We start from the raw sequence: 19637 nt of genomic DNA, 5'->3' as shown, positions 1-19637 counted from the left end.
CCGGCGCCAGATAAACAAGGAGCTGCAATGCCCGCAAGTGTGATCGTCGGCGCCCAGTGGGGTGACGAGGGCAAAGGCAAGGCAACCGACCTTCTCGGCGGCCGCATCGACTACGTCGTCAAGTTCAACGGCGGCAACAATGCGGGCCACACGGTCGTCATCGGTGACGAGAAGTACGCATTGCACCTACTGCCGTCGGGCATCCTGACCGATGGGGTCATCCCGGTGATCGGCAACGGCGTGGTCGTCGACCTCGAGGTGCTGTGCGAAGAGCTCGACGGACTGGTCGCCCGCGGTGTGGATGTCTCACGCCTCGTCATCTCGTCGAACGCGCACATCATCACGCAGTACCACCGCACGCTCGACAAGGTGACGGAGCGCTTCCTCGGCAAGCGGCAGATCGGCACCACAGGGCGCGGCATCGGGCCGACCTACGCAGACAAGATCAACCGGGTGGGCATCCGCGTGCAGGATCTCTTCGACGAGGGCATCCTGCGCCAGAAGGTCGAGGGTGCGCTCGACCAGAAGAACCACCTGCTCGTGAAGGTCTACAACCGCCGCGCGATCACGGTGGACGAGATCGTCGATGACCTGCTCTCGTACGCCGAGCGAGTGCGTCCGATGGTCGCCGACACCTCGCTTCTGCTCAACAGGGCCCTCGACGAGGGCAAGCAGGTGCTGTTCGAGGCTGGACAGGCGACGATGCTGGATGTCGACCACGGCACGTATCCGTTCGTCACGTCATCCTCATCGACCGCCGGAGGCGCGGCCACGGGCTCCGGCGTGGGGCCGAACCGCATCGACCGCGTGATCGCGATCGTCAAGGCGTACACGACACGTGTCGGCGCAGGCCCGTTCCCGACCGAGCTCGACGACGAGCAGGGCGAGTGGCTGCGTCAGCGCGGAGCCGAGTTCGGCACCACCACCGGACGTCCCCGCCGCACGGGCTGGTACGACGCACCGATCGCCCGTTACGCGAGCCGCATCAACGGCGTCACCGACTTCGTGCTCACCAAGCTCGACACGCTCACGGGCCTCGAGCGCATCCCGGTCTGCGTCGCCTACGACGTGGACGGCGTGCGGTTCGACGAGGTGCCGTCGTCGCAGTCCGACTTCCACCACGCGGTGCCGATCTACGAGGAGTTCCCCGGATGGAGCGAGGACATCCAGGGCGCCCGGTCCTTCGACGACCTGCCGGCGACCGCGCAGGACTATGTGCTGGCGCTCGAGCGGATGTCGGGCGCACGGTTCTCCGCGATCGGTGTCGGCCCCGCCCGCGACGCCATCGTGGTCCGTCACGACCTGCTGAACTGAACCTTTGCGCATCTCCACAGGCGGGAGATGAAACGGTAGACCGGTGACGGCAACGGTTCGGACACGTGGCTTCGTGGTGGCGGCCATCGTGCTGGCTGCTGCGTTCGTCGTCACCTACCTCTTCTTCGTGCGCACCTACGTGGGCCAGATCGTCGACGAGCGCGCCTTCAACGGCGCAGCCGACCAGCACGCGCTCATCGTCAGGCTCTCCGGCGCGTTCCTCGGAAACGTCGCATACGTGGCGATCGGCGGCGGTCTCATCCTGACGCTCCTCATCGGCGGAATCACGCGTCGCCCGAAGCACATCGTGGTGGCACTGGCATCCGCAGTGGTCGCGCTCGGCTTCGCCGAACTGTCGAAGTACGTGTTCCTGAGCAGGGCGCAGACCGGTGCGACGGATGTCTTCAACAACTCGTTCCCATCCGGTCACGCCACCGTGGCCGCCGCAGCAGGCCTCGCGGTGTTCCTCGTCTCGACGCCGAGGTGGCGCCCGCTCGCTGCCGTGCTGGGCGGCGGATTCGCGGTGCTCACCGGCATCATGGCCGTCATCAACCAGTGGCACCGGCCCAGCGACGTGGTTGCCGGGTTCATGCTCGTCGGCGTGTGCGGATGTCTCGCAGGTGCGACCCTCGTGCTCTGGCACGTCCCTGCCGCGACACGAGCCGCGCGATCGCTGACAGCCCTCTGGTGGATCAGTGGAGCCTCTGCCTTCGTGTCGCTCGTGGCTTTCGTCTTCGTCTACCAGGCTGTGCAGCAGCACGGCAGCCACCAGGAGATCGCCTACATCGGCGGCAGCGCGGCCATCCTCGCGATCGGAAGCGGTTTCGCGGCGGCCGGGAATCGGCTGTTCCGCAACGTGTCGTGATCGGCTGAGTCAGGCGGCCGACACGTACCGCGACGACGGTCGGATGATCTTCGGGTCGCGCGCCTGTTCCAGCACGTGCGCACTCCAGCCGACGATGCGCGCCATGGCGAAGGTCGGCGTGAACAGCTTGCGAGGGATGCCGCACTGCTCGAGCACGACGGCAGCGTAGAACTCCACATTGGTGTGCAGGTCGCGGCCCGGCTTGTACTCGTTCAGCAGTCGCTCAGCGGTCTGCTCGTACTCGATGGCGAGCTCCACCCTCTGGCCACCGAACTCGAGCGCCACCTGTCTGAGCAGGAGTGAGCGCGGGTCGACGGTGCGGTAGACCGCGTGGCCGAAGCCCATCAGGCGTCGGCCGGCGGACAACTCGCCGCGGATGAACGGCTCGATGCGCTCTGGCGCGCCGACGGCATCCAACGCCTCCAGAGCCCGGCTCGGCGCACCGCCGTGCAGCGGGCCCGAGAGCGCACCGAGCGCACCGACGACGCAGGATGCCAGGTCAGCCCCGGTCGAGGCGATCACGCGCGCGGTGAACGTCGACGCGTTGAACCCGTGGTCGAGCGTGGCGATGAGGTAGGCGCTGAGGGCGCGGATGGCCCGGGCATCCGGCTCCCGCCCCGTCACCTGCAGCAGGTAGTCGGCCACGACGCCGAGGTCATCCCGCGGCTGCCGCACGACGGGGTCGAGTCCTGCTCGCGCGCGAGGGAAGGCGGCGAGGATGCCCGGAGCGGCCGCTGCGATCGCGAGTGCCTCCTCGACCCGCTCATCCTCGTTCAGGTCGTAGATCGGCCGGGATCCGCGTGCTGCGGCCAGCACGGGCAGGGTCGCCTGCAACCCACGGAGGGGATCGAGCGCGGTGCCACCGGCGATCGCGGTGGCGGCAGTTGTGCCGACGAGCTCCTGGACGGCGGAGGGGAGCCGCCTCAAAGGCGCGATGCGCGCGCGGAACGCGGCGGCGGCATCCGCGTCGGGCAGTGTGCCGAGCACGAGAAGCTGCCAGGCGCGCTCGAAGTCGCCTGCGCGGGCGAGCTCGATCGCGTCGTGACCGCGGTAGTGGTAGCGGCCCTCAGTGCCGAGCACGTCGCCGACGGACGTCTCCGCGACGACAACTCCGGCGAGGCCGCGCGGTGCATCCAGAGTGGGGCTGATGGTGGTCATGACTTCAGGGTGAGACTTGATCACCGATTCGTCAACGTTGATTGGATCAATATGATGGTGAGATGGATGACGCACTTCCGCGACTGACAGCGGCACAGGCTGCGGCTCGGCTCGGGGTGAAGCAGCAGACCCTCTACGCCTATGTCTCCCGCGGGCTTCTGGGTCGCGAGCGGGACGCCAACGGATCCAGCTTCGATCCCCTCGAGATCGAGGAATTCGCGAGCGGCCGCCGAGCCCGTGCAACGCCGAGGCCCGACGGGCGGACTGCTCAGGGTGCGCCGCTCATGGTGCTCGACACCGACATCGCCCTGATCGAGGACGACGAGCTCTACTTCCGCGGCGTGCCGGCGGAGACCCTCGCGAGGTCGGCGTCGTTCGAATCCGTCGCACGGTGGCTGTGGGATGACGAGCGCGGGCCGGTGCCGCAGCAGGCGCAGCAACGGGCATCCAGCTTCGTCGCCGACCCGGATGCCGTCAGCTCTGCCGCACCAGCCCTCGCGTTCCTCCCCGCCGCTGCGACGCACCTCGACCGCATCCAGGCCTCCGTGCCGATGCTCGGAGCAGCGGATGCCACCCGACACGACCTCGACCCGGATGCCGTGCGCGCGGCGGGCGTTCGCCTGATCGCCGGCGTCGTGGACGTGCTCGGCGGAGGGACGGAAGCCGCTGTACGCACCGCGGGCGAAGGATCGACCATCGCCGACCGGCTGTGGAGCGCGCTTCAGGCGCGGGACGCCGACGCCGCAGAACTGCACGCCCTGAACGCCGCGCTCGTGCTGCTCGTCGACCACGACCTCGCGGTCTCGACGCTGGCGGTCCGAGCAGCCGCCAGCGCCCGCGCCACCCCCTACGCCGCCGTGTCGAGCGGACTCGGCGCGCTGGACTCCGCACTGCACGGCAACGCGAGCGTCGCCGCGGCCGAACTGATCGGCCTGGTGCTCGACGGCACGGATGCCCGCACCGCCGTCGCCCAGACCGTCGCACGCACCGGCCGCGCGGCCCCCGGGTTCGGACAGCCCCTCTACAGCGGCACGGATGCCCGAGCTCGGGCGCTCCTTCCCCTCATCGCCGAGCTCCCGGGCTGGCAACCGGTCGCCGCAGCAGTCGACGATCTCGCTGCCGAGGTCGTCGGGCACACCGGTCGGCATCCGAACGTCGATCTGGCATTGGCCGCGCTGGTGCTCGCGACCGGGCTGCCCTCCGACGCCGGAGTCGCGATCTTCGCCGTATCCCGCATGGTCGGATGGATCGCGCACGCGCTCGACGAATACGGTCGTCGCCCGCTTCGGCTACGTCCGAGGGGTCACTACGTCGGTCCGCTGCCAGACTAGAGGGATGACCTCATCGCTCTGGCTCGGCACGTACACGGGGGACTCAGGCGGTCACGGCCGTGGCATCGGCCGCGTCTCACTCGTCGACGACGGCGGGATCACCGCGGTGCGCACCGCCGCGACGGTCGACTCGCCGTCGTTCGTCGCAACGCACCCGACGCTCCCCGTCGTCTACGCGGTCGAGGAGTTCGCCGGACGCATCGCCGCCTTCCGGCTCACGTCCGCCGGGGACTTGGAGCCGCTCGGCGACGCCCATCCGGCAGGCGAGGCCGTCTGCCACGTCTCCGTGGCGCCCGACGGGGCCTTCGCGGTCGCGACCTGCTGGGGCGACGGGCGCGTGCTGGTGTACGAGCTCGACGAGGAGGGGGCGATCGTCGCGCGAACGGAAGCCCAGGCATCCGTCGATCCCTACCGCGAAATCGCCGAGGAACCGCGCCGCAGCAGGGCGCACACCTCGCTGTTCCTGCCGGACGGGCGCGTACTGACGACCGACCTCGGACACGACACCGTGCGCATCTGGCGCGCAGAGGGTGCGACGCTCGTGCCGGTCTCCGAAACCGTGCTGCCGTTCGGCAGCGGCCCGCGGCACCTGGCGCTGCACCCGGATGGCCAGGTCTACGTGATCACCGAGCACTCGATCGAGGTCGCCGTTCTCGATGCACAGACCCTGGCGCTGACGGATGTCGTGCCCGCGATCGTGCCGTACGAGCGCAACGGCCACGCGGGAGCCCACATCTCCTTCGACGGCGGGAGCCATCTGCATGTGACGGTGCGCGGCGCCAACGTCATCGGCGTGCTCGAGATCGCGGATGGCGGCACGCGTCCGACGGTCGTTGCGGCGGTCGACTGCGGTGGCAACTGGCCACGTCACCACCTGCAGGTCGGCGACAGACTGTACGTGGCCAACCAGCTCAGCGAAGACATCGCCGTCTTCAGGCTGATGGACGGGATGCCCGTCCTGGAGACCACCGTCGGCACCGGGTCGCCGACGTGCCTCGTGCCCGTGGCCTGACCGGATAACCTCGTCACATGCCCGAGAACGACCAGCAGGATGACCGCACGCGCGCGATCGAGACGCTTCACGGCATCCGCGAGAGCATCGACAACATCGACGCGGCGCTGATCCACCTGCTCGCCGAACGCTTCAAGTTCACGCAGCAGGTCGGCGGGCTGAAGGCCGAGCACGGACTGCCTGCCGCGGATCCCGACCGGGAGCGCGAGCAGATCAAGCGACTGCGTGCCATCGCGGTCGAGAGCCACCTCGACCCCGAGTTCGCCGAGAAGTGGTTCAACTTCGTGGTCGCCGAGGTGATCCATCACCACGTGCGGGCCGGCGCAGCACCCGCGACAGACTGACCGGCGCGGTCGACCCATGAGCTCAGCGCGTCTGCGTGACCAGAGGGGCAAGACCGCCGTGGTCACCGGCGCGAACTCCGGCATCGGCTTCTTCACCGCCGTCGGGCTGGCCGCCGCAGGCGCACATGTCGTGCTCGCGTGCCGCCACCCGGAGCGAGCGGATGACGCAGCACGCGCCATCCGCGCCCGCTCGGCAGCCGACGGTGTGACCGCATCCACCGAGGTGCTGCTGCTCGACACGTCCAGCCGTGCCAGCGTCGCTGAGGCTGTTGCGAACCTCGCCGCCCGCGAGCACGTCGACATCGTCGTCGCGAACGCCGGCGCAGTGCATCCGCCCCGAACCCGTGAGACCACCGTCGACGGAGACGAGCTCGTGCTCGGCACGAACGTGCTGGGGTATTTCGCGCTGCTGGCCGGCATCATGCCGGTGTTGCGACGCTCGCCTGGTGCACGCGTCGTGAGTCTCGGCAGCATGGCCACGCGCCTCAGCACGCTTCTGCTCGACGACCTTCAGTTGGAGCACAACTACACGCCGTGGCGGGCGTACGCGCAGTCGAAGATCGTGCTGGAGTCGATCGGGTTCGAGCTGGATCGCAGGATGCGCGCCGCCGAGCTCTCGGCGCGAAGCATCGTTGTGCATCCCGGCTACTCGATCAGCGGACGCACCCCGCGCGTTCCCGGTGTGAACGAGCCGAGCCGAGGAACCGTCTTCGTCGACTCGCTGCAGGCTCCGTTCACGCAGAGCAAGCAGGACGGAGCCCGGCCGGTGCTCGCGGCGGCGACACGAAGGGATGCCGTCGGCGGCTCCTACTGGGGGCCACGGTGGCGGGTCAAAGGCGAGCCGGCACGGCAGGATCCGAGCCGGGTGTCGAGCGATCCAGAGGTCGCGCGCCGGGTGTGGGAGTTCGCCCAGGAGGCGACGGGAGCAATCTTCACCGTGTGAGGGTTTCGAGACGCGCCGCTTCGGGGTGCTCCTCAACCCGCGGTGGGGCGGGCGTCGTCAGCCGTGCCACCACGAGTGGGCGGAGGGAGGGCTCCGGAGAGCGCCTCGAGCGCGGGCAGCACCTCGATGATCGCGGCCCTCTGGGCGTCGTCGAGACGCTCGAGACCGTCGGCGATCACCTGACCCTTCTGCTGCTTCACGCGCTCGTGGGTCTCGCGGCCCTCTGTCGTCAGGCGTACGAGCGTGACCCGCAGATCGGTGCGGCTCGGCTGTCGTTCGATGAGTCCGAGCTCGTCGAGGTGGCCGATCACACGGGAGACCATCGTGGGGTTCAGGCCCTCGAGGGTCGCGACATCCGTCAGCGACATCGGCTCACGGAAGGCGATCAGGCTCAGCACGGATGCCTGGGTCGGCGTCAATCCCTCGTGTCGCGCCGACGCGTTGAACTGGCGCGACAGGCGGTTGACGACTCCGCGGAGCCGTGCCGTGGCGTCGACATCCATGCTGTCTTCCCTTTTCGTGTCGATGGGTCGCTAGTCGAGGGTATCGGTCGGCGGCGTCAGTAATTGCTTGCCGGCAAGCATATACTCGGGTGGGTCGACCATTCGATCCATTCTCGTCACCAAGGCGGCCCACCACATGACTCGTGAACGTTCGGACGCACCGCCGGAGGTCGCGCCCGTTCACGTCGGCGAGCCGCGGGGGGTCGTGACAGAGGAGCGCACTCACAATCGCGGGCTCATCTTCGCGATCGTCGCGATGGCCCTCTTCATGGCAGCCGTCGACGGCACCATCGTCGCGACAGCGCTCTCGACGATCCAACACGAGCTGCACGCAGGCATCGAGTGGAGCGGCTGGATCATCACCATCTACGCCCTTGGACAGATTCTGATCATGCCGCTGGCGGGCAAGCTCGCCGACATGTACGGCCGCAAGCGCGTCTTCCTCATCGCCGCGGTGCTGTTCACGGTGTCCTCCCTGTGCTGCGGCCTGGCTGGGAACATCTACGTGCTCGTCGCCCTTCGGGCCGTTCAGGCCATCGGAGGCGGCGCCTTCATGCCGTCGGCGAGCGGAATCGTCTCCGACCACTTCGGCCGCGACCGGGACAGGGCGCTCGGCATGTTCTCGAGCATCTTCCCGATCGGCGGCATCGTCGGCCCCGTGCTCGGCGGCATCTTCGTCGTGACGTGGTCGTGGCGAGGCATCTTCCTCGTCAACGTTCCGATCGGCATCGCGCTGATCATCCTCGGCCTCATCTTCATTCCGCGGGGGATCGAGCGGAAGGGCGGACGCCTCGACTTCGTCGGCGTCGGCCTGATGGCCGTACTGCTTCTCGGAGCGATGCTCGGCGTCACCTATCTCGGTGACAAGGGCACCTCGATGCTCAGCGCGGGCTTCATCGTGCCAGAGGTCATCGCGCTCGCCGCCGGTGTCGGGTTCGTGCTGCACGCGAAGTATGCGGTGGCGCCGTTCATCCCGTTGCGGCTCCTCTACGGTCGCGGCTTCGGCGTGATGAACACGATCAACCTCATTCTCGGATCGGCGGCGCTCGGCTTCGGTGCGCTCGTACCGCTCTATGCGGAGGACCGCTTCGGAATCCCGGTGCTGCAGGCAGGCACCCTGCTCACGGCGAGGGCGATCGGCATGGTTCTGGTCGCCGGCCTCGCCACCATGGCGTTGCGGCGCACCGGCTACCGCAAGCCGATGGTCCTCGGCTTCTCCATCGTGATCATCGGGCTCCTCGGCCTCAGTCTCGTTCCGCAGGGGGCATCGCCGTACTGGTGGCTCTCCGTCGCGGGAGCGATCACCGGCATCGGAATGGGGCTCGCGATGCCCGCCGCCAACAACGCGACCATGCACCTCGCGCCCGAGAACATCTCAGCGATCGCCGGCCTGCGCGGCATGTTCCGTCAGACCGGCGGCATCATCTCAGTGTCGATCGTGACGGCGGTGCTCGCGCGAAGCGCCGACCAGGGGATGGCTCTCGCCATCTCCTTCATCGTGCTGGCCGGACTTCTGCTTGCCGTCATGCCGCTGATCCTGATGGTGCCGGATCAGCGGGGCAGCTGGTGAGGCGCCGGCACCCTCCGCGGAGCGGGGCTCAGGCGCCCGGCGTGTAGTACTCCTCGGCGGAACCCTGTCCGACGACGGGACCGAAGTGCTCGGCGAGGGTCGCCTGGTGGGATGCCCGCAACTCCTCCAGACCCACGGTGAAGACATCCTGCACCTCGAGCACGGGCTGCTGGCCCACCACCGCGTCCGTGACGCCGATGCGCAGCACGGGGTAGCCCCTGCCCTCGCACAGCCCGCGGAACTTCACGTCGTCCTCGCGCGGTACCGAGACGATGACGCGCCCGGTGGACTCGGAGAACAGCGCGGTAGCGGCATCAACGCCGTCGCGATCCATGATCTCGGTGAGCCACACCCTTGCGCCGACGCCGAAGCGCAGCACGCTCTCGGCGAGTGCCTGCGCGAGGCCGCCGTCTGAGAGGTCGTGCGCCGACGCGATGAGGCTCTCCAGCGACCCGGCCTGGAGTAGTTCGCCCAGTCGCTTCTCGCCGTCGAGGTCGACCGCCGGCGGCAGTCCGCCGAGGTGGCCGTGCACCGAGCCTGCCCACGCCGATCCGTCGAGCTCCTCGCGGGTTACGCCGAGCAGGTAGATGTTGTCGCCCGCGTCCTGCCACCCGGAAGGGATGCGCCGCGCGACGTCGTCGATCACGCCGAGCACGCCGGCGACGGTGGTCGGGAAGATCGGGGTGGCCCCGGTCTGGTTGTAGAACGACACGTTGCCGCCGGTGACCGGGATGCCCAGCTCGAGGCAGGCATCCGACAGGCCCTCGACGGCTTCGGAGAACTGCCACATCACCTCGGGGTTCTCCGGCGAACCGAAGTTGAGGCAGTCGGTGACCGCGGCAGGCACGGCTCCCGTGACGGCGACGTTGCGGTACGCCTCCGCAAGGGCGAGGCGTGCGGCCTGACGCGGGTCGAGCTGGCCGTAGCGTCCGTTGGCGTCGGTCGCGATGGCGAAGCCGAGGCCGCTCTGTTCATCGACGCGGATCATGCCGCCGTCGTCCGGGAACGACAGCGCGGTGTTGCCGCCGACGTAGTAGTCGTACTGGTTCGTGATCCAGCTCTTGTCGGCCAGGTTGGGCGAGCCGACCAGCGCGAGGAACTGCTCGCGCAGCTCGGCGCGGCCCTCCTCCGTTGTGCCGTCGGGCCGGGGCAGAGCTGAGGCGGAGGACGCCCGAAGCGCGTCGATCCACGACGGATACGCGACGGGGCGGTCGTACACGGGGCCGTCCACCGCGACCGTGCGAGGGTCGACGTCGACGATCTTCTCGCCGTGCCAGTCGATGATGAGCCGCCCGGTGTCGGTCACCTCGCCGAGAACGCTCGTCTCGACATCCCACTTCGCGGTCACCGCGAGGAACGCGTCGAGCTTCTCAGGCGTGACGACCGCCATCATGCGCTCCTGCGACTCCGACATGAGGATCTCCTCCGCCGTCAGAGTCGGGTCGCGCAGCAGCACGGCGTCGAGCGAGATGTACATGCCCCCGTCGCCGTTGGAGGCCAGCTCGCTCGTTGCACACGAGATGCCGGCAGCGCCGAGATCCTGGATGCCCTCGACGAGCTTCTTCTCGAACAGCTCCATGCAGCACTCGATGAGCACCTTCTCGGCGAACGGGTCGCCGACCTGCACGGCCGGGCGCTTCGTGGGACCGCCGGATGCGAAGGTGTCGGACGCCAGAATGGATGCCCCGCCGATGCCGTCCCCGCCGGTGCGCGCACCGAACAGCACGACCTTGTTGCCCACGCCCGAGGCGTTCGCCAGGTGCAGGTCCTCGTGGCGGAGCACGCCGACGGAGAGGGCGTTGACGAGCGGGTTTCCCTGGTACACCGGGTCGAAGTAGGTCTCTCCGCCGATGTTCGGCAGGCCGAGGCAGTTGCCGTAGAACGAGATGCCGCCCACGACACCGTGTACGACGCGAGCCGTGTCGGCCTCGTCGATCTTGCCGAAGCGCAGCTGGTCCATCACGGCGACCGGGCGGGCGCCCATCGAGATGATGTCGCGCACGATGCCGCCGACGCCGGTCGCTGCGCCCTGGAACGGCTCGATGTAGCTGGGGTGGTTGTGCGACTCGACCTTGAACGTGACGGCCCAGCCTTCGCCGACATCCACGACTCCGGCGTTCTCGCCGATGCCGACCATCAAGTTCTTCTTCATCTCGGGCGTGACCTTCTGCCCGAACTGCCGCAGGTACTTCTTGGAACTCTTGTACGAGCAGTGCTCGCTCCACATCACGGAGTACATCGCGAGCTCGCCGCTGGTGGGCCGGCGGCCGAGGATCTCGCGGATGCGCGCGTACTCGTCGTCCTTCAGCCCGAGCGCCGCGTATGGCTGCTCCTTCTCGGGCGTCACGGCGGCGTTGTCGACGGTGTCGAGGCCGGTGGCGGCGGGCGTGGTAACGGGCTCGGTCACGCGGCAGACTCCTCAGGGATCACGGGCGCAGAACCCCTCAAGTCTAGGTCGTGACCCTCAGTGCTCTGTCGGGGCCGCGGTGCTGGAGCGCACCACGAGGTACGTCGGTACGACGAGCGTTCCCACCTTGCCCGGTCCGTCCTCGATCTCCGCCAGCAGCGTCTCGACGCTGCGCTGTCCGACGGCCTCGAAGTCCTGGTGCACGGTGGTCAGCGGCGGCCAGAACGACTCGGCCTCCGGCATGTCGTCGTAGCCGACGACGCTGATGTCGCCAGGCACGTCGCGGCCGAGCTCGTGGAAGGCGCGCATGAGGCCGAGGGCCATCTGGTCGTTGGCGGCGAACACCGCCGTGACGTCGTCGCGAGCACCCAGCTCGAGGCCCGCCTGGTAGCCGGCCATCGTCGACCAATCGCCGTGCCGCACGGGAGGGATGGTGCGTCCGGCGCGGGTGAGAACCGAGCGCCACTCGTCGAGCCTGCGGGTCGCCGAGTACGACGGCTCCGGCCCTGCCAGATGCCACACGGTCTCGTGTCCGAGGTCGAGCAGGTGCTGCGTCGCGAGCCGCGCGCCGCCCGCCTGGTCGTTGTCGACGACCGGGTAGTCGGAACGCGTCACCGAGTCGACGACCACAACGGGCAGTCCTGCTGGCAGCTCGACGACCGCCGCGTCCGCCAGGTGCGCCTCGATGACGATCAGGATGCCGTCGACGCCGTGCTCCAACAGCCGGTCGAACGCTGCGCTCACGTCGTGTTGGGTCGGCTTGCCGACCAGCACAAGGGTGAGCGAGTAGCCGCTGTCGGCCGCCGCGGATGCCACGGAGTCGAGCATGCGCATGTTGCCGTACGACGACAGCGTGAACATCGCGACGCCGATGCTCTGGAAGCGGCCAGAGCGCAGCGCCCTCGCTGCCTTGTTGGGTCGGTAGCCGAGTGCCTGCATCGAGTCGAGCACTCGCTTGCGGGTCGAGTCCTCGACGTTCTGCAGCCCGTTCGCGACGCGGGACACGGTCTGCGAAGAGACGCCGGCGTGCTTGGCCACGTCTTGCATCGAAGGGCCCCTGCCCGGCAGGCCGCCTCGTCGCTCCTCCGTCATCGATTCACCCTCGTCTCGCGCATGTTGACGTGAACATGTTAGGGTACAGCGACGATGTTCACGCAAACATCGGAAAGAGAGTTCTCCACACATGACGACGTTGTCTGCCGCACGGCGAAACGGCACGGCATCCGGCCCCCGGCGAGATCGCAGGGACTGGAAGGGCTGGGCCTTCATCGCACCGTTCGCGATCGTGTTCCTCGCCATGATCATCGTGCCCGTCGGCTACGCGATCTATCTGAGCCTGTTCCGCGACCAGATCATCGGTGGCAACGCGTTCGTCGGCTTCGCGAACTACGTGCAGGTGCTCACCGACCCGAAGTTCTGGAACGCACTCGGACGGGTCACCCTGTTCCTGGTCATCCAGGTGCCGATCATGCTCGTGCTCTCGATGATCGCAGCGCTCGCCCTCGACAGCGCTCGTTTGCACGGCGCGGGCATCTTCCGCATCCTGATCTTCTTGCCGTACGCCGTTCCCGGTGTCGTCGCGGCGCTGATCTGGGGCTTCATCTACGGCCCCCAGTTCGGGCTGAGCGCGAACCTCAACGACCTGCTCGGCACGAGCATCAACCCGCTCTCCCCCCAGTGGATCCTCGCCTCGATCGGCAACATCGTCACCTGGGAGTTCATGGGCTACAACATGCTGATCTTCTACGCGGCGCTCAAGGTCATCCCGACCGAGCTGTACGAGGCGGCCGAGATCGACGGCGCAGGAGCCATCCGCACCGTGTTCAGCATCAAGATCCCCGCCATCCGGGGCGCGATCGTGATCGCCACGATGTTCTCGGTGATCGGAAGCTTCCAGCTCTTCAACGAGCCTCAGCTGCTCAAGCCGCTGGCGCCGAACGCGATCAGCACCTTCTTCACCCCGAACATGTACGCCTACAACCTGTCGTTCGCTGGGCAGCAATACAACTTCGCGGCAGCCGTCGCCATCGTGATGGGCATCATCACCGCCGTGATCGCCTACGTCGTGCAGCTGCGCGGAACGAGTCAGGAGAACCGCTGATGACCACCGCAACCACTCGCACGGCGACCCGTGCACCGTCGCGCGCGGCCCGCCGGTCGCGCTCTGCCTCGAAGAACACGGCACCGCGATCGAAGAAGTCGATCGTTCTCACCATCGTCATGGTGCTGTTCGTGATCTACTCGATCGTTCCGCTGCTCTGGCTCATCTTCAACGCCACGAAGACCCAGGGCCAGCTGTTCTCGTCGTTCGGACTCTGGTTCGGCAACACCATCGTGCTCTTCCAGAACATCGGCCAGACGTTCACCTACGACCACGGCATCTTCCTGCAGTGGTTCGGCAACACCCTGTTCTACGTCGTCGTCGGCGCGGGTGGCGCAACGCTGCTCGCGACCATCGCGGGCTACGGCATGGCGAAGTACCGGTTCCCTGGCAGGCGTGTGGTCTTCGCCGTGGTGCTCGGCGCCATCGCCGTGCCCGGTACGGCCCTCGCGGTTCCGACGTTCCTGCTGTTCAGCCAGGTCGGCCTCACGAACACGCCGTGGGCGGTCATCCTGCCGTCCCTGATCAGCCCGTTCGGCTTCTACCTCATCTGGGTGTACGCCTCAGAGGCCGTTCCGACCGAGCTGCTCGAGGCCGCCCGCGTGGACGGCGCAGGCGAGTTCCGCACGTTCTTCACGATCTCGATCAGGCTGCTCGGGCCCGGCATCGTGACGGTGCTGCTGTTCGCGATCGTCGCGACCTGGAACAACTTCTTCCTGCCGCTCATCATGCTGAGCGATCCCAACCTGTACCCGTTGACGGTCGGCCTCAGCCAGTGGAGTGCCCAGGCCAACGGCGTCTCGGCCGCCCCGATCTACAACCTCGTGATCACGGGCTCGCTCATCATGATCATCCCCGTCGTCGTGATCTTCCTCGTGCTGCAGCGCTTCTGGCAGTCCGGCCTCGCAGCAGGAAGCGTCAAGCAGTAGATCTCACCTCCCAGGGCGTCCTGCCCTACTCCTCCCAAAGAAGCGAAAGGAAACCCCATGAAGAACGGACTTCGCTCCGCTCGGACCTGGCGGCGCATCTCCACAGTGATCGCGGCCTCCGCCCTGGTCGGCGGCGCGCTCGTCGCGTGCTCGTCGAGCGGCAGCTCGTCAGGCGGCAGCTCGGATGACGTCGCGTCGGCGCTCGCCAAGGGCGGCACCATCACCTACTGGACCTGGACCCCGTCGGCCAAGGACCAGGTCGCCGCGTTCGAGAAGGCGTACCCGAAGGTGCACGTCAACCTCGTGAACGCCGGAACGGGCAACGACGAGTACACCAAGCTCCAGAACACGATCAAGGCGGGCTCCGGTGCTCCGGATGTCGCGCAGATCGAGTACTTCGCGCTCCCCCAGTTCGCCCTCGGAAAGTCGCTCGTCGACCTGAACTCGTTCGGCTTCGACAAGCTCAAGAGCGACTACGCGAGCGGCTCGTGGAACGACGTGAACTTCGGCGGCGGCCTCTGGGGTCTTCCCCAGGACTCCGGCCCCATGGCGCTGTTCTACAACAAGTCGGTCTTCGACAAGTACGGCCTCACCGTCCCCACCACGTGGGATGAGTACGTCGCCGACGCCAAGAAGCTGCACGCGGCCAACCCGAACTCCTACATCACCTCGGACACCGGAGACCCCGGCTTCACCACGAGCATGATCTGGCAGGCAGGCGGCCACCCGTTCACCACGGACGGCACCAAGGTCAGCATCAACCTGCAGGACAAGGGCTCCAAGCAGTACTCCGCGATGTGGAACCAGCTCGTCGAGCAGAAGCTCGTCGCACCGATCGCCGGCTGGAGCGACGACTGGTTCAAGGGTCTCGGCAACGGCACCATCGCCACCCTCGTGACCGGCGCCTGGATGCCCGGCAACTTCGAGGCCTCGGTGCCCGACGGCTCAGGCGACTGGCGCGTCGCTCCGATGCCGACCTACGACGGTCAGGCCGCCAACGCCGAGAACGGCGGAAGCTCGCAGGCCGTCATGAAGCAGAGCAAGAACCAGGCGCTCGCCGCAGGGTTCGTCAAATGGCTGAACGACAGCAAGGACTCCACGGGCATCTTCGTGAAGTCCGGCGGCTTCCCGTCGACCACCGCCGACCTCGAGTCCAGCTCGTTCCTCGATCTCGCGCCCGCCTACTTCGGCGGTCAGAAGATCAACCAGGTGCTCGTCGCCGGTTCGAAGAACGTTCTGCCCGGTTGGTCGTACCTGCCCTACCAGGTATACGCGAACAGCATCTTCAGCGACTCGTTCAGCAGCGCATACACCAACGGCACGAGCCTCGACCCCGCGCTTCAGTCGTGGCAGAAGGCGCTGGTCAGCTACGGCAACCAGCAGGGCTTCACGGTCACCGGCAAGTAAGAGGCACAGCACACAGCACGATCCATCAGGAGTCGGTCGGCCGCACGCTCGGCCGACCGACTTCTGTCATCACGAAAGCACCATCGCATGAGCACTTTCGGTATCGAGGGGGACGACTTCGTTCTCGACGGCCGTCCCTTCCGCATCCTCTCGGGCGCCATCCACTACTTCAGGGTGCACCCAGACCACTGGGCCGACCGGGTGGCTAAGGCCAAGAGCATGGGTCTCAACACCATCGAGACCTACGTTCCGTGGAACTTCCACGAGCCGGAACCGGGCGTGTGGCTGGAGACCGGGCGGCATGACCTCGCGCGGTTCATCCGCGTGGTCGCCGATGCCGGCATGTACCTGATCGTGCGACCTGGACCGTACATCTGCGCGGAGTGGGACAACGGCGGGCTCCCCGCCTGGCTGTTCCGGGATGCCGAGGTGGGTGTCCGACGCAGCGAGCCGAGGTTCGTCGCCGCAGTGACGGGCTACCTGCAGCGTGTGCTGGGGATCGTCGCGCCGCAGCAGATCGACCGGGGAGGTCCGGTCATCCTGGTGCAGGTCGAGAACGAGTACGGCGCGTACGGCGACGACCACGACTACCTGCGCGAGCTCACCGACGTGACGAAGGCAGCCGGCATCACGGTGCCGCTGACCACCGTCGACCAGCCGACGGACGCCATGCTCGCCGCGGGCACTCTTCCCGACCTGCTCACGACCGGATCGTTCGGATCACGCGCAGCGGAGCGCCTCGCCGTGCTGCGCAGGCACCAGCCGACCGGTCCGCTGATGTGCTCGGAGTTCTGGGACGGCTGGTTCGACGACTGGGGCGCGCACCACCACACGACCTCCGTCGAGCAGTCCGCGGCAGACCTCGACGAGCTGCTCGCCGCCGGGGCGTCAGTGAACATCTACATGTTCCACGGCGGCACCAACTTCGGTCTCACGAACGGCGCCAACGACAAGGGCGTCTACAAGCCGATCGTGACGAGCTACGACTACGACGCGCCGCTCAGCGAGTCCGGCGATCCGACGGCCAAGTTCTGGGCGTTCCGCGAGGTCATCGCACGCTACGCGCCGGTGCCCGACGAGGTGCCGGATGTCGCGCCGGCCGCACCCGCGTTCGAGGCATCCATCGACCGCGTCGTGCCGTTGACGGCTGTGGCCGAGCGACTCGGCATGGCGCACAGCAGCACCACTCCGCCCACGCTCGACGAGCTCGGGCACTACAGCGGCTTCGCGCTCTACTCCACCCACGTCGACCTTCACGCGGATGCCGTTCTCTCGCTCACCGAGATGCGCGACCGGGCCCAGGTGTTCGTCGACGGGCGTCCGATCGGGGTTCTCGCTCGCGACCATCACGAGAGCACCCTCGTCGTGCCGGCGGGAGCGGGGCTCCTCACGCTGCTCGTCGAGGACCAGGGCCGTGTCGACTACGGTCCGAGGATCGGCGAGCCGAAGGGGCTGATCGGCCCTGTGTTGCTCGGGGGTGAGCAGCTCACCGGCTGGGACGTGCGCCCGCTGAACTTCGACGCGCTGTCGGGGGTGCTGGATGACGCCCGCGCGTCAGGCAGTGGCGGGACGGCGGCAGCGAACGCGTCCTCGGAGGCCGGTGGCGTGCGCGGCCCCGCGTTCGCCCGCGCCCGATTCGACCTCGACGGAGACCCCGCCGACCTCTTCCTCGACACCTCCGGGTGGGGCAAGGGCGTCGTCTGGGTGAACGGCTTCAGCCTCGGCCGCTACTGGTCGCGAGGCCCGCAGCAGACGCTCTACGTTCCCGGTCCGGTGCTGCGGCACGGCGAGAACGAGATCATCGTGTTCGAACTGCACTCGTCGGTGCGCGAGACGATCGAGTTCGTTCCAAGGGCGGAGCTGGGGCACACTGAGGCGTAGGGCGCTACGCAGCATCCGGTGGGGGCGGCACGTGCCGATTCGGTGGCTACGTACTCGCTGGGGCATCCGTGCCGCGGTCCGGGCGCGGGAACGTCGCGCGCATGTGGTCGGAGTCCAGGTAGTCGGCCACGCCGATCAGGATCAGGCTGAACACGATCTGCTCCGTGACCATCCAGAGCGGGTACAGCCCGGGGATCGCCGCCAGCACCAGCGTGATCACCGGGAAGATCTTGCTGAACAGCCGAAGCCGCGAGTACCCCCAGTAGTAGCCGAGGGATGCGCGCCACGCGAAGTAGAACAGCGTGGCGGTCATCCCGAGCACGACGACCGTGCGCATCCACACCGACCACTGCACAGGGATGCCGTCCGCCGCCAGCACCAGAGCGATGACGACGGCGGCGATGCCGATCGCGAACTCGACGACCAGGAGCCAGACGATCGCGACGAACGCTCTTCTGGTGCGCGGATGTGCGAGCAGCTCGGCATCGATGCGCAGATCGGAGTAGCGCCCGCCCGCCAAACTGTCGAGTCGACGGAACAGCGGCTCCAACCGCTCAAGCAGCGCGTTCGCCATCGCGTCCTCCTCCGGTGCCGGCATATTCGAGACACCCTGTCTCTATCGTAGGCGCCAGTCCCTGTCGGCGCCCTGTGCGTCGTCGCCCGCGCCGGTCACCGTCGCCCGCACCGTCGCTGTCGTCTGTCGTCGTCTCGCACTAGCGCCACTTGCGCTTAACTGCGCCACCTGTACTGGCCCAATTGAGCGCAAGTGGCGCTAGTGCGAGACCAGCGCGTGAGCGCTGGCGTACGAGTGCGAACGCCGGCTTGCGAGTGCGAACGCTGGCTTGCGAGCGCGAGCGCCGCGTGCGAGTGTGCGGGCTCGGGCTCGGACCGTGGTGCGGGCTACGCGGCCTGCAGGGCCGCGATCGCCGAGGTGAAGAACGTCAGCCCGTCGACGCCGGAGCGCATCGCTGCCCTGGTGTCGGGGCCGAAGCCGGGCTCCGTCGCGTGCTCGGGGTGCGGCATCAGGCCGACGACGTTGCCGCGCTCGTTCGTGACACCTGCGATGTCGTTGATCGACCCGTTCGGGTTGACGCCCAGGTAGCGGAACGCAACGCGCCCATCGCCCTCGAGTCGCTCGATCGTCTCGGCGGAGGCGACGTACTCGCCCTCGCCGTTCTTCAGCGGGATGACGATCTCCGCGCCGGTCTCGAACCCGTTGGTCCACGCGGTCGAGGCGTTCTCGACGCGCAGGCGCTGGTCGCGGCGGATGAACGCGCCGTGGTCGTTGCGGATCAACCCGCCGGGAAGCAGGTGCGCCTCGGCCAGCATCTGGAACCCGTTGCAGATGCCGAGCACCGGCATCCCCTTGTTCGCGGCGTCGATGACCTCGCTCATGATCGGCGAGAGGCTGGCGATCGCACCGCAGCGCAGGTAGTCGCCGTAGCTGAACCCACCGGGCAGCACGAGCGCGTCGACACCCGCGAGGTCGTGATCGCCGTGCCACAGCGCGACGTCCTCGGCGCCTGCCGCGCGAACCGCACGTCGGGCATCCCTGTCGTCGAGGGAACCCGGAAAAGTGATGACGCCGATGCGCATCAGGCGACCTCGACCGGCTGGGCGCTCTGGGCCTCGACCACCGTCACGCCGACGACGTCTTCGATGACACCGTTCGACAGCACGTCGGCGGCGATCTCCCGAACGGATGCCAGCAGCTCGTCGGTCACAGGCGCATCCGTCGTCAGCTCGAAGCGCTTGCCCATGCGCACGTCGAACGTGCCCCGACCCGTGCGGGCGAGGGCGCCGGCGATGGCCTTGCCCTGAGGATCGAGCAGCTCTGCCTTCGGCATGACGTCGACGACGATGGTGGGCATG

At 67.9% G+C, this 19637-nt stretch carries 18 protein-coding genes; 11 read left to right on the top strand and 7 right to left on the bottom strand.

The window, feature by feature from the left end; translation table 11 throughout:
- Positions 1-27: 27 nt before the first annotated feature.
- Together ACYVDN_RS12180 and ACYVDN_RS12175 are read left to right on the top strand one after the other, a co-directional pair.
- On the top strand, positions 28-1314 hold the full coding sequence (locus tag ACYVDN_RS12180; RefSeq protein WP_460571788.1) for an adenylosuccinate synthetase: 1287 nt from the start codon (positions 28-30) through the stop codon (positions 1312-1314).
- A 43-nt stretch (positions 1315-1357) separates the two neighbouring features.
- The gene (locus ACYVDN_RS12175) at positions 1358-2179 is read left to right on the top strand and encodes a phosphatase PAP2 family protein (RefSeq protein ID WP_460571786.1); all 822 of its coding nucleotides are present in this window, start codon (positions 1358-1360) and stop codon (positions 2177-2179) included.
- Positions 2180-2188: 9 nt separating this feature from the next.
- On the opposite strand, the gene ACYVDN_RS12170 is transcribed toward ACYVDN_RS12175, so the two are convergent.
- The gene (locus ACYVDN_RS12170; RefSeq protein WP_460571784.1) at positions 2189-3337 is read right to left on the bottom strand and encodes a citrate synthase family protein; all 1149 of its coding nucleotides are present in this window, start codon (positions 3335-3337) and stop codon (positions 2189-2191) included.
- Between the two features lie 62 nt (positions 3338-3399).
- Between ACYVDN_RS12170 and ACYVDN_RS12165 the strand changes: the two genes are divergently transcribed.
- The 4 genes from ACYVDN_RS12165 to ACYVDN_RS12150 are packed head-to-tail and all read left to right on the top strand — an operon-like array spanning position 3400 to position 6967.
- Positions 3400-4668: a citrate synthase gene (locus tag ACYVDN_RS12165; protein WP_460571782.1), complete on the top strand. Its 1269-nt coding sequence runs from the start codon at positions 3400-3402 to the stop codon at positions 4666-4668.
- A gap of 4 nt (positions 4669-4672) precedes the next feature.
- Positions 4673-5680 (top strand): lactonase family protein, encoded by a 1008-nt coding sequence (locus tag ACYVDN_RS12160; RefSeq protein WP_460571780.1) that lies wholly within the window; start codon positions 4673-4675, stop codon positions 5678-5680.
- Positions 5681-5697: 17 nt separating this feature from the next.
- Positions 5698-6024, top strand: coding sequence for a chorismate mutase family protein (locus ACYVDN_RS12155; protein ID WP_460571778.1), 327 nt, complete (start codon positions 5698-5700; stop codon positions 6022-6024).
- 16 nt (positions 6025-6040) lie between these two features.
- Positions 6041-6967, top strand: a complete 927-nt coding sequence (locus tag ACYVDN_RS12150) for an SDR family NAD(P)-dependent oxidoreductase (RefSeq protein ID WP_460571776.1) — start codon at positions 6041-6043, stop codon at positions 6965-6967.
- A 32-nt stretch (positions 6968-6999) separates the two neighbouring features.
- Here ACYVDN_RS12150 and ACYVDN_RS12145 read toward each other — a convergent pair whose 3' ends face one another.
- Positions 7000-7470 carry a MarR family winged helix-turn-helix transcriptional regulator gene (locus tag ACYVDN_RS12145; protein WP_460571774.1) on the bottom strand — a complete coding sequence of 157 codons (471 nt, stop codon included), beginning with the start codon at positions 7468-7470 and terminating at the stop codon, positions 7000-7002.
- Positions 7471-7606: 136 nt separating this feature from the next.
- Between ACYVDN_RS12145 and ACYVDN_RS12140 the strand changes: the two genes are divergently transcribed.
- Positions 7607-9040: an MFS transporter gene (locus tag ACYVDN_RS12140; protein WP_460571772.1), complete on the top strand. Its 1434-nt coding sequence runs from the start codon at positions 7607-7609 to the stop codon at positions 9038-9040.
- A 28-nt stretch (positions 9041-9068) separates the two neighbouring features.
- On the opposite strand, the gene purL is transcribed toward ACYVDN_RS12140, so the two are convergent.
- Both purL and ACYVDN_RS12130 read right to left on the bottom strand, forming a co-directional pair.
- On the bottom strand, positions 9069-11447 hold the full coding sequence (gene purL, locus ACYVDN_RS12135) for a phosphoribosylformylglycinamidine synthase subunit PurL (RefSeq protein WP_460571770.1): 2379 nt from the start codon (positions 11445-11447) through the stop codon (positions 9069-9071).
- 57 nt (positions 11448-11504) lie between these two features.
- Positions 11505-12539: a LacI family DNA-binding transcriptional regulator gene (locus ACYVDN_RS12130; RefSeq protein ID WP_460571768.1), complete on the bottom strand. Its 1035-nt coding sequence runs from the start codon at positions 12537-12539 to the stop codon at positions 11505-11507.
- Positions 12540-12630: 91 nt separating this feature from the next.
- Here ACYVDN_RS12130 and ACYVDN_RS12125 point away from each other — a divergent pair, with 91 nt between their 5' ends.
- The 4 genes from ACYVDN_RS12125 (at position 12631) to ACYVDN_RS12110 (ending at position 17765) form a co-directional block, all read left to right on the top strand.
- Positions 12631-13548, top strand: a complete 918-nt coding sequence (locus ACYVDN_RS12125; RefSeq protein ID WP_460571766.1) for a carbohydrate ABC transporter permease — start codon at positions 12631-12633, stop codon at positions 13546-13548.
- A complete protein-coding gene (locus ACYVDN_RS12120; protein ID WP_460571764.1) occupies positions 13548-14477 on the top strand; it encodes a carbohydrate ABC transporter permease in 930 nt (309 codons plus the stop codon). Before ACYVDN_RS12125 ends, ACYVDN_RS12120 begins: the two co-directional genes overlap by 1 nt.
- A 57-nt stretch (positions 14478-14534) precedes the next feature.
- Positions 14535-15884: an ABC transporter substrate-binding protein gene (locus ACYVDN_RS12115; protein ID WP_460571762.1), complete on the top strand. Its 1350-nt coding sequence runs from the start codon at positions 14535-14537 to the stop codon at positions 15882-15884.
- Positions 15885-15971: 87 nt separating this feature from the next.
- Positions 15972-17765, top strand: a complete 1794-nt coding sequence (locus ACYVDN_RS12110) for a glycoside hydrolase family 35 protein (protein WP_460571760.1) — start codon at positions 15972-15974, stop codon at positions 17763-17765.
- Positions 17766-17811: 46 nt separating this feature from the next.
- Here the strand turns inward: ACYVDN_RS12110 and ACYVDN_RS12105 are convergent, their stop codons facing one another.
- The 3 genes from ACYVDN_RS12105 to ACYVDN_RS12095 form a co-directional block, all read right to left on the bottom strand.
- Positions 17812-18339, bottom strand: a complete 528-nt coding sequence (locus ACYVDN_RS12105) for a hypothetical protein (protein WP_460571758.1) — start codon at positions 18337-18339, stop codon at positions 17812-17814.
- Positions 18340-18665: 326 nt separating this feature from the next.
- Positions 18666-19361, bottom strand: a complete 696-nt coding sequence (purQ, locus tag ACYVDN_RS12100) for a phosphoribosylformylglycinamidine synthase subunit PurQ (RefSeq protein WP_460571756.1) — start codon at positions 19359-19361, stop codon at positions 18666-18668.
- A complete protein-coding gene (locus tag ACYVDN_RS12095) occupies positions 19361-19636 on the bottom strand; it encodes a phosphoribosylformylglycinamidine synthase subunit PurS (RefSeq protein WP_460571754.1) in 276 nt (91 codons plus the stop codon). The genes purQ and ACYVDN_RS12095 overlap by 1 nt, the downstream gene beginning before the upstream one ends.
- Position 19637 lies beyond the last annotated feature (1 nt).

The sequence above is a fragment of the Humibacter soli genome, assembly GCF_054779035.1.
This window is presented reverse-complemented; position numbering and strand designations above follow the sequence as displayed.